At 75.3% G+C, this 9452-nt stretch carries 9 protein-coding genes; 5 read left to right on the top strand and 4 right to left on the bottom strand.

The annotated features are described in order from the left end of the window. Window positions 1-144 precede the first annotated feature (144 nt). Window positions 145-1572 (bottom strand): APC family permease, encoded by a 1428-nt coding sequence (locus tag CS2_RS16550; RefSeq protein ID WP_070320804.1) that lies wholly within the window; start codon window positions 1570-1572, stop codon window positions 145-147. Between the two features lie 216 nt (window positions 1573-1788). Here CS2_RS16550 and CS2_RS16545 point away from each other — a divergent pair, with 216 nt between their 5' ends. From CS2_RS16545 to CS2_RS16530, 4 genes are all read left to right on the top strand, one after another. Further along, the gene (locus CS2_RS16545) at window positions 1789-2124 is read left to right on the top strand and encodes a YtxH domain-containing protein (protein WP_070320803.1); all 336 of its coding nucleotides are present in this window, start codon (window positions 1789-1791) and stop codon (window positions 2122-2124) included. Between the two features lie 43 nt (window positions 2125-2167). Next, the gene (locus CS2_RS16540) at window positions 2168-2683 is read left to right on the top strand and encodes a gluconokinase (RefSeq protein ID WP_082740318.1); all 516 of its coding nucleotides are present in this window, start codon (window positions 2168-2170) and stop codon (window positions 2681-2683) included. A gap of 81 nt (window positions 2684-2764) precedes the next feature. After that, window positions 2765-4048: an MFS transporter gene (locus tag CS2_RS16535; RefSeq protein WP_046529391.1), complete on the top strand. Its 1284-nt coding sequence runs from the start codon at window positions 2765-2767 to the stop codon at window positions 4046-4048. Window positions 4049-4105: 57 nt separating this feature from the next. Then, window positions 4106-4504, top strand: coding sequence for a VOC family protein (locus CS2_RS16530; protein ID WP_070320802.1), 399 nt, complete (start codon window positions 4106-4108; stop codon window positions 4502-4504). Window positions 4505-4534: 30 nt separating this feature from the next. Here the strand turns inward: CS2_RS16530 and CS2_RS16525 are convergent, their stop codons facing one another. The 3 genes from CS2_RS16525 to CS2_RS16515 all read right to left on the bottom strand — a co-directional run bounded on the left by CS2_RS16525 (window position 4535) and on the right by CS2_RS16515 (window position 9014). Continuing rightward, window positions 4535-6340 carry a pyruvate dehydrogenase gene (locus CS2_RS16525; protein ID WP_217997402.1) on the bottom strand — a complete coding sequence of 602 codons (1806 nt, stop codon included), beginning with the start codon at window positions 6338-6340 and terminating at the stop codon, window positions 4535-4537. 86 nt (window positions 6341-6426) lie between these two features. Further along, entirely contained in the window at window positions 6427-7464 is a 1038-nt protein-coding gene (locus CS2_RS16520; protein WP_233421230.1) for a phosphotransferase family protein, read from the bottom strand. Between the two features lie 149 nt (window positions 7465-7613). Then, window positions 7614-9014, bottom strand: a complete 1401-nt coding sequence (locus tag CS2_RS16515) for an MFS transporter (RefSeq protein ID WP_070320805.1) — start codon at window positions 9012-9014, stop codon at window positions 7614-7616. A 77-nt stretch (window positions 9015-9091) separates the two neighbouring features. Between CS2_RS16515 and CS2_RS16510 the strand changes: the two genes are divergently transcribed. Further along, window positions 9092-9382, top strand: a complete 291-nt coding sequence (locus CS2_RS16510; RefSeq protein WP_046530876.1) for a GNAT family N-acetyltransferase — start codon at window positions 9092-9094, stop codon at window positions 9380-9382. Window positions 9383-9452 lie beyond the last annotated feature (70 nt).

Below are 9452 nucleotides of genomic sequence, written 5' to 3'. Positions count from 1 at the left end.
CCCCGCCCCCGCATCACCCCCGCCCCGCCGACGGACAGCGCCGCCGTCGACGGACAGCGCCGCCGTCGACGGACAGCCGCGCGCCGCTGTCCGTGGAGCCGTACCGCTGTCCGTGGGCGAGCGGGCGGCCGCCACGGCGCGAGGTCAGCGGGGGTCGTGGTGCGCGGTCGCGGCGACCGCGTCCGCCTGGCGCGCGGGGCCCACGAGCAGCCGGTTGACGACGTACAGCACGACGCCGACCGCGAGCAGCACGCCGGCACGCGCGTACACGTCGGCCGAGCGCCCCGACAGCGGCGACGCGAGCACGAGCGACACGACCGCGCCCAGCACGGGTGCCCACGTCGGTGCCCGGAACCCGCCGCGCTCGTCGCCGTCGACGGGCGCGTCCGCGTCGTCGGGACGCCGCCGCAGCACCAGCACCGACACGTTGACCACCGCGAACACGAGCAGCAGGAGCAGCACGGTCGTGTCGGCGAGACCCGACAGGTCGCCCGTGCTCACGAGCGTGAGCGCGACGGCCGTCGTGAACGCGATCGCGACCCACGGCGTGCGGCGGCGCCGGTCCACGCGGCCCAGCCACGCGGGCACGATGCCCTCGCGCGACATCCCGTAGACGACGCGCGACGCCATGATCATGTTGATGAGCGCGGTGTTGGACACCGCGACGAGCGCGATGAGCGCGAACAGCCACGGCGGGAACGCCAGGCCCGCGACCCGTACGACCTCGAGCAGCGGCCCGCTGGACTCCCGCAGCGTCGCCGTGTCCACGAGCATCGACGTCGTGAACGCGACCGCCAGGTAGATGACGCCCGTGACGGCGATGCCCCCGAACAGCGCGCGCGGGAAGTCGCGCCGCGGCGCGCGGCACTCCTCGGCGAGGTTGACGGAGTCCTCGAACCCCAGCAGCGCGTAGAACGCGAGCGCGGTCCCGCCGAGCACGGCCACCCACGCGGGCCCGTCGGTCGTCAGGGTCATCGCACGCGACGGGTCGCCCTCGCCCGCGAGGAACGCGCGCACCCCGATCGCGAGGACGACGAGGAGCCCCGTGACCTCGACGGCCGTCAGCACGAGGTTGACGCGCACCGACTCGCTGATGCCGATCGCGTTGACCACCGCGACCAGCAGCACGAACGCCCACGCCGCGACGAGGGTCGGCACCGTCACGAGCTCGGCGAGGTAGTCGCCGCCGAACGCGCGCGCCGCGGCGCTCGCGCTCGTGATGCCGCTCATGAGCACCGCGAACGCGACGAGGAACGTGACGAACGGCCGCCCGAACGCGCGCTGCGCGTACACGGCCGCGCCCGCCGCGCGCGGGTACCGGCTCACGAGCTCGGCGTACGCCGTCGCGGTGAGCGCCGCGAGCGCGAACGCCACGACGAACGGGATCCAGATCGCGCCGCCCACCTCGGCGGCGACCTTGCCGGTCAGCGCGTAGATCCCCGCCCCGAGGATGTCGCCCACGACGAACACCAGGAGCATCCGACGGCCGACCGTGCGGCGCAGCGCGGGCTCGCCGGTGCTGTCGTCGTCCCCGCGGGGGGCGGGCTCCGCTGCGGCGGGGTCGGTGGCCACGGCGACCTCCCGGGGTCGGACGGCCGGCGGCCGTCGGTGCCGCCAGTGTCGCGCCGGGCCGGTCGGCCCGCTCGGCGAGCGGGCGCCGCACGCCCGACCTACGCTCGCAACCTCGCGGCGACGTGGCCCGGCGACCCGGCCGAGCGTGCCGGTGACCCGGGTCGCCCGCCCCCGTCAACGACCCGTCGGTCCCCGGGCCGGCGCGAAGGAGGACCCATGAAGGGCAAGGCCGCGTTCGTCGTCGGCGCCGGTGTCGGCTACCTGCTGGGCACCCGTGCCGGACGCCAGCAGTTCGAGAAGATCAAGACGTGGGCGTCGGACACGTGGCACGACCCGCGCGTCCAGGGCTACGTGCAGGACGCCGAGAAGACCGCGACCGAGTTCGCGCGCACGCAGGGCGCCGCGCTCAAGGACAAGGCCGTGTCGACCGCGAAGGCCCGGTTCTCGGGGTCGGACGACGACGCGTCGGAGACGGCGGCGGGCACGTGGGAGCCGTCGGACGGCCCGCTCGTGGACGCCGACGACGCCAACCCGGACGCGACGCGTCCCTGACACGTCCCGGCACCCACGGCCCGCTCGATGGCAGGGTAGGGCCGTGGGTGTCGAGCACATCGTGGTCATGGGCGTCTCCGGGACCGGCAAGTCGACCGTCGGGCAGGCGCTCGCGGACCGGCTCGGCCGGCCGTTCCTCGAGGGGGACGCGTTCCACCCGGAGGCCAACGTCGTGAAGATGCGCGACGGCGTGCCGCTCACGGACGACGACCGCTGGCCGTGGCTGCGGACCCTGCGCGACGCGATGAGCGAGCACGCGGCGGCGGGCACGTCGACGGTGGTCGCGTGCTCGTCGCTGCGGCGCGTGTACCGCGCGGTGCTGCGCGAGGCGCAGGGCCGCGTGCGGTTCGTGCTGGTCGACGTGCCGGCCGACGTGCTGCGCGACCGCATGGTGCACCGCTCGGGGCACTGGATGCCGCCCAGCCTGCTGGAGTCGCAGCTCGCGACGCTCGAGCCGCTGCAGGTCGACGAGGACGGCGTGACCGTGCCCGTCGCGGGCGCACCCGACGTCGTGGTGGCGGACGCGCTCGCGGCGCTCGAGGCGTGGCGCCCGGCCTGACGGCGCTCCCGCGGCCGTCGCGCCGGGCGGGCCGGAGATCGGCGCGGCCGGGGGCGTCGCGCCGCCCGTAGGCTGCGGCGAGTGCCTTCCGTGCTCGTCGACCTGACCCCCGTCCGCGTCAGCCCGGCGTTCCGGCGCCTGTGGCTCGGCCTCTCGGTCGCGAACCTGGGCGCGCAGCTCACGGTCGTCGCGGTCGGCCTGCAGGTCTACGCGCTGACGTCGTCGACGCTCGCGGTCGGCGTGCTCGGGGTCTGCGCGCTCGTGCCGCTCGTCGTCTTCGGCCTGTACGGCGGCGCGCTCGTCGACCACTACGACCGCCGGACCGTCGCGCTCGTCGCGTCGGTCGTGTCGTGGGTCGCGGTGCTGGGCCTGGTCACGCAGGCCGCGCTCGGCAACGAGCACGTCGGGCTGCTGTACGGGCTGGTCGCGGTGCAGTCCGCGGCCGGTGCCGTGAACTCACCGGCACGGTCGGCGATCATCCCGCGGCTGCTCGAGCCGCGCCTCATGCCCGCGGCGAACGCGCTGCAGACCATCGGCTGGAACACCGCGCTCACGGTCGGGCCGCTCGCGGGAGCGCTGCTGGTCGCGGGCGTCGGGTACGCGTGGGCGTACGCGGTCGACGCGGTGCTGTTCACGTTCGCGCTGACCGCGCTGCTGCGGCTGCCGCCCGTGCCGCCCGAGCCGTCGGCCCACCGCCGCGAGCGGCTCGGCCTCGGGTCGGTGGTCGACGGCCTGCGGTACCTGGGCACGCAGCGCAACGTGCGCATGACGTTCCTCGTCGACCTGGTCGCGATGATCACGGCGATGCCGCGCGTGCTGTTCCCCGCGGTCGGCGTGCTGTACCTGGGCGGCGGCGAGACGACGACGGGCGTGCTCGTCGCGGCCATCGCCGTGGGCGGGGTCGTGGCCGGGCTGTTCTCGGGCGGGCTCGCGCGCGTGCGCTGGCAGGGCCGCATCATCGCCGTCGCGATCACCGCGTGGGGGCTGTCGATCGTCGCGTTCGGCGTCGTGCTCGTGACCGCGGGCCGCACGACGCCCGACCACGTGCTGCCCGTCGCGCTGGCGCTCGCGGTCGTGACGCTCGCGCTCGCGGGTGCGTCGGACACCGTGTCGGCGGTGTTCCGCCAGACGATCCTGCAGACCGCGACGCCCGACGACATGCGCGGCCGGCTGCAGGGCGTGTTCGTCGTGGTCGTCGCGGGCGGGCCGCGCCTGGGCGAGCTCGTGCTCGGCGCGCTCGCGACCCGCGTGGGCGAGGGCTGGGCCGCGGTGCTGGGCGGTGCCGCGTGCGTCGTGCTGCTGTGGGTCCTGGTGCGCGCGCAGCGCACGTTCTGGCGGTACGACGCGCTGCACCCGACGCCCTGACGCGCGTCTGGCGGGGCGTGGGGCCGCGTGTCGGTGCCACGCCGTACGGTTCCTCGCATGGCGCTCTCGCTCGGTCTGCTCGGCATCGTCACGCGTGACATGGCCGCGTCCCTCCGGTTCTACCGGGCCCTCGGGGTCCCGGTCGACGACGGGCAGGACGACGCCCCGCACGTCGAGGCGCGGCTCGACGACGGCACGCTGCTCGCGTGGGACACGGTCGAGACGATCCGCTCGTTCGACCCGGGCTACGTGCCGCCGACCGGCGGGCACCACGTCGCGTTCGCGTTCGACGCGGGGTCGCCGGCCGGGGTCGACGCGACGTACGCCGCGATGGTCGCCGCCGGTCACACGGGGCACCGCGCGCCGTGGGACGCGTTCTGGGGCCAGCGGTACGCGGTGCTGCTCGACCCCGACGGCAACGCGATCGACCTGTACGCGGCGCTCGACGCGGGCTGAGGACGGCGCCGCCCGGGTCGCGCGGTCGCGTCAGGGGCGCGGCACGTTCCGTAGGTTCGACCGGGCCATCGCCATGACCTCGCCGAGCCCGCCGCCGAGCACCTCCTTGCTCATCGCGGCGGTGAACCCGGCGACCTGCTTGCGCGTGATCTTCGGCGGGATCGACAGCGCGCGCGGGTCGGTGACGAGGTCGACGAGCGCGGGACCGTCGTGCGAGAACGCCTGCCGCAGCGCCGCCCGGATCTGCGTGGGGTCCTCGACGCGCACCGACGGGATGCCGACGGCCTGCGCGACCGCCGCGTAGTCGACGTGCGGCGAGTCGGTCGCGTACGACGGCAGGCCGTCGACGAGCATCTCGAGGCGCACCATGCCGAGCGTCGCGTTGTCGAACAGGATCACCTTGACCGGCAGGTCGTAGTGCTTGAGCGTGATCAGCTCGCCCAGCAGCATCGACAGGCCGCCGTCGCCGGCCATCGCGACGACGTGCCGCTGCGGGCCGCCGTCGTCGCGTGCCGCGAGGGCGGCGCCGATCGCGTGCGGCACCGCGTTGGCCATCGACCCGTGCAGGAACGACCCGATGACGCGGCGCCGCCCGTTCGGGGTGATGTACCGCGCCGCCCACACGTTGCACATGCCGGTGTCGACGGTGAACACGGCGTCGTCGGCGGCCTCCTCGTCGAGCAGCACGGCCGCGTACTCGGGGTGGATGGGCGTGTGGTGCTCGACGTCCTTGGTGTACGCCCCGACGACGCCCTCCATGGCGCGGCGGTGCTTGTCGACCATCTTGTCGAGGAACCGACGGCTGCGCTTGCGCTGCACGAGCGGCAGCAGCGCACGCAGCGTCTCGCCGACGTCGCCGAGCACCACGAGGTCGTTGCGCGTGCGCCGGCCCAGCCGCGTGGGGTCGATGTCGACCTGCGCGGTGCGCACGTCGGACGGCAGGAACTGGTCGTAGGGGAAGTCGGTGCCCAGGAGCAGCAGCAGGTCGGCGCCCTCCATGGCGGCCTGGCACGCGCCGTACCCGAGCAGCCCGGACATGCCGACGTCGAACGGGTTGTCGACCTGCACGTGCTCCTTGCCGCGCAGCGAGTGCCCCACGGGCGCGGCGATCCGGTCGGCCAGCGCGAGCACGTCGGGCCGGGCGCCCGCGACGCCGGCGCCCGCGAAGATCGTCACCTTGCCCGCGGCGTCGATCGCGTCGGCCAGCGCCTGCACGGCGTCCGCGTCGGGCACGACGCGCGGTGCGGGCGGCGGCGTCAGCACGTCGACGCCGTCGTCGTGCGCGGCCTGGTCGGCGACGTCGCCCGGCAGGCTCAGCACCGCGACGCCGGGCGCGCCGTACGCGTGGTGGATCGCCGAGCGGATCACGCGCGGCGCCTGCTCGGCGGTCGACACGAGCTCGGAGTACACCGAGCACTCGAGGAACAGCCGGTCGGGGTGCGTCTCCTGGAAGTACTGCGTGCCGATCTGCGCGGACGGGATGTGCGACGCGATCGCGAGCACGGGCACGCGCGTGCGGTTCGCGTCGTACAGGCCGTTGATGAGGTGCAGGTTGCCGGGCCCGCAGGACCCGGCGCACACCGCGAGCCGGCCCGTGAGCTCGGCCTCGGCGGCCGCCGCGAACGCGCCCGCCTCCTCGTGCCGCACGTGCACCCACTCGATGTCGGCGCCGTCCTCCCGCGCGCGCCGCACCGCGTCGACCACGGGGTTGAGGCTGTCCCCGACGATCCCGTACACGTGCCGCGCACCCGCGGCGATGATCTGCGAGACGAGCTGGTCGGCGACGGTGCGACGTGCCACGGGGGACCTCCGAGGAGTGGTGGGGTTCCTCCTCATCGTCGGCCCGCCACCCGGCGCCCGCACCCGCACGGGGTGTGAGCCGCGAGACGTCGACGGCTGCTCCCTGGCGCCGTCCCGGGGCCTCAGCGGCGCAGCAGCTCGTCCAGCGCCCAGCCCAGGAGCTCGCCGGACGTGCGGCGGTACCACGCTCCGCCCTCCCCGTCATACCCGCGGGGCTCGGCCTCGACGTGCAGGATCATGCTCATGTACATGCGGTAGAGCATGAAGCGTACGTAGGCGTCCTCGTCGTCGAGGCTCAGCGGCGCGCCGCCCTCCCGCAGCCCCGCGAGCAGGCGCGGCGCCGGCGTGTCGCGCCCGAACTGGTCGGCGCCGATCAGGTCCATCAGCGGGTCCGCCCACAGCGCGCGCTCGGGGTCGATGACGCCGACGAGCTCGCCCTCGGCGGTGACGAAGACGTTGCCCTCCCACAGGTCGCCGTGCACCAGCACGGGCGTCGTGACCCGGGCGAGCACGCCCTGGTGGCGCGCGAGCACGGCGCGGACGTCGTCGGGCCGCAGGTCGACGCCCCACCGCACGCCGTCGCCGAGGATCGCCTCGACCATGCGCCCGAACGCCTCGGGCCACGTGTCGCCGTGCAGCCGCGCCCCGGCGGGGCCGTCGGAGCCCGCGGGCTCGGCGACCGAGCGCACGTACCCGAAGCGCTCACCGGTCACGGCGTGCAGGCGTGCCATGAGCACGCCGAGCTCGTGCTGCGTGCGTGCCGCGCGCGGGTCCTCGTCGACCTTCCCGAAGCCCGACTCCTGCCAGGGCGTGCCGGGCAGGAACGACGCGACGACGACGTCGCCCGGCAGGTCCGTGCGCGAGCCGTCGAACCGCAGCAGCCGCGGCATGCGCAGCTCCGGCCGGTCCGCCGCGAGCTCGTAGACCAGCGCCTCGGAGCGCACGAGGTCCAGCTCGTACGTCATGAGCCGCTCGGTCGCGGTCGGCGCGGTCTTCACGACCACGCGTGTGCCGTCCGCGAGGTCGACCGCGTACGTCGTGGCGAAGTAGCCGCCGGTCAGCGGGGTCGCGCCGGTCAGCTCCCCCACGGGGGCGACCACGCGGGTCAGGGCGGCGATCGTCGCGTCGTCGACGGTCGGGGCGAGGGCAGCGCTGCTCACGGCCGTCACCCTAGGGGTGCGACCGGCCCCGGCCCAGGACTTCGCGCAGGGTCGCCCGGGTGTCGCGGCCCGCGCCCGGGTGGGGTGTGCTCCGCACGACCGGACCTGCCCGACGCCGCACGACGCGCGAGGTGCGGAGCCGAGGGCCGTCAGCGCCCGGGGGTGTCGCCCGTCCGGTCGGTGGCCAGCTCGGCAGCCGCGACGGCCGCGCCCGCGGTGGGGCTCGTCGGCTGGTCCTCGACGCACGTCGCGTCCGCGAGCGCGTCCGCGTCCGCGGCCGGACCGCCGTCCGTGGGCGCCGGCGGCACGTCACCCGGTGCGTCGTCCGCGGCGTCCGCGGCGTCCGCGCCCGCACGCGCCGCCGCCTGCCGCCGCAGGGACGGCAGCGCGACGAGCGTCGCGACCAGCGCGGCCGCGCCCGAGGCCACGACGACGAGGAAGCCCGCGTGCGAGCCGCCCGCGTCGATCTGCGTGCCGGCGAGCGACGACCCGACCGACACCCCGACGCTCAGGCCCGTGCCCACCCAGGTCAGGCCCTCGGTGAGCCGTCCCGCCGGCACGAGCTCCGCGACCAGGGCGTTGCCGTTGATGATCGACGGCGCGATCGCGAACCCGACCACGAACATGACGCCCGCGAGCGCCCACAGCGACTGCGTGAGGAAGAACGCGCACACGCCGATCGCGAGCGCGACCACGCCGATCGCGAACCGCCGGTGCAGCGGCGACACCCAGTGCCGCGCGCCGTACAGCAGCCCGGAGATGAGCGAGCCGAGCGCGAACACCGCGAGGATCAGGCCCGCCGCTCCCTTGCTGCCCTGCTCCTCGGCGAAGGCGACGGTGGCGACGTCGGTCGCGCCGAAGATCCCGCCGATCGCGACGAACACCAGGATGATCACGAGCATGCCGGGCCGCGCGAGCACGCTGCCGCGCGGGCGGGGCTCGTGCGCCGCGGCGACCGCGGGCTCGGTGCGGCGCAGCGACAGGAACGCCAGGCCCCCGACGAGCATCGCGACGACGGGCACGATCAGCCCGGCGGTCGGCGCGACGCTCGTGGCGAGCGCGGTCGCGGCGACGGGGCCGACCACGAACACGAGCTCGTCGAGCGCGGACTCGAGCGAGTAGGCGGTGTGGATGCGCCGCGGGTCGTCGCCCAGCACGTGCGTCCAGCGCGCGCGCACGAGCGAGCCGAACGACCCGATCGTCGCGCCCGCGAGCACCGCGGTGACGTACAGCCACGCGGACGGCGCGTGCACCGACGCCGCCACGATCAGGCCGACGATGCTCGTCGCCGAGACCACGATCGCGGGGCGCATGACGCGCGCCTGCCCGTACCGGTCCACGAGGCGTGCGATCTGCGGGCCGCCCGCGGCCTGCGCGACGACCATCGCGGCGGACACCCGCCCGGCCAGCCCGTACGAGCCGTACAGCGACGAGACCATGAGGACGATGCCGATGCCGACCATCGACATGGGCAGGCGGGCGACGACACCGGTGGCGGAGAACGCGAGTGCGCCGGGGCGCGCGAGGACGTCCCGGTAGGTCTGGAGCATGCGCTCATGCTCGCACCCGTCGCCGACACCCTCCGCCACGCGTGCGCGGGCCGCGACGGTCGCCCATGATCGACGCCATGAGCGACGTGGTGGTGACCGACGTGCCCGCCGAGGGCCGGTTCGAGGCGCGCACGCCCGGCGGTGAGCTGCTGGGCCTCGCGGCGTACGTGGTCGACGACGGGCGCGTGGTGTTCACGCACACCGAGGTCGAGCCGGAGGCCGAGGGGCAGGGCGTCGGCTCGGCGCTCGTGCGCGGCGCGCTCGACGACGTGCGCGCGTCGGGCCGACGCGTGGTCGCGCTGTGCCCGTTCGTCAAGGCGTACGTCGCGCGGCACGCCGAGTACCAGGACCTGCTGGACCACCGCTGACCCGGTGACCGGATCGCACTCTCACCCCCTCCTGCAGAGCGTGAGAGTGCGATCGGGTCACCTCTCCCGT

The sequence above is a fragment of the Cellulomonas iranensis NBRC 101100 = JCM 18110 genome, from assembly GCF_001552375.1.
Classification (GTDB): Bacteria; Actinomycetota; Actinomycetes; order Actinomycetales; family Cellulomonadaceae; genus Cellulomonas; species Cellulomonas iranensis.
The sequence above is the reverse complement of the archived record's forward strand: the minus strand, read 5'-3'. Positions and strand labels throughout refer to the sequence as shown.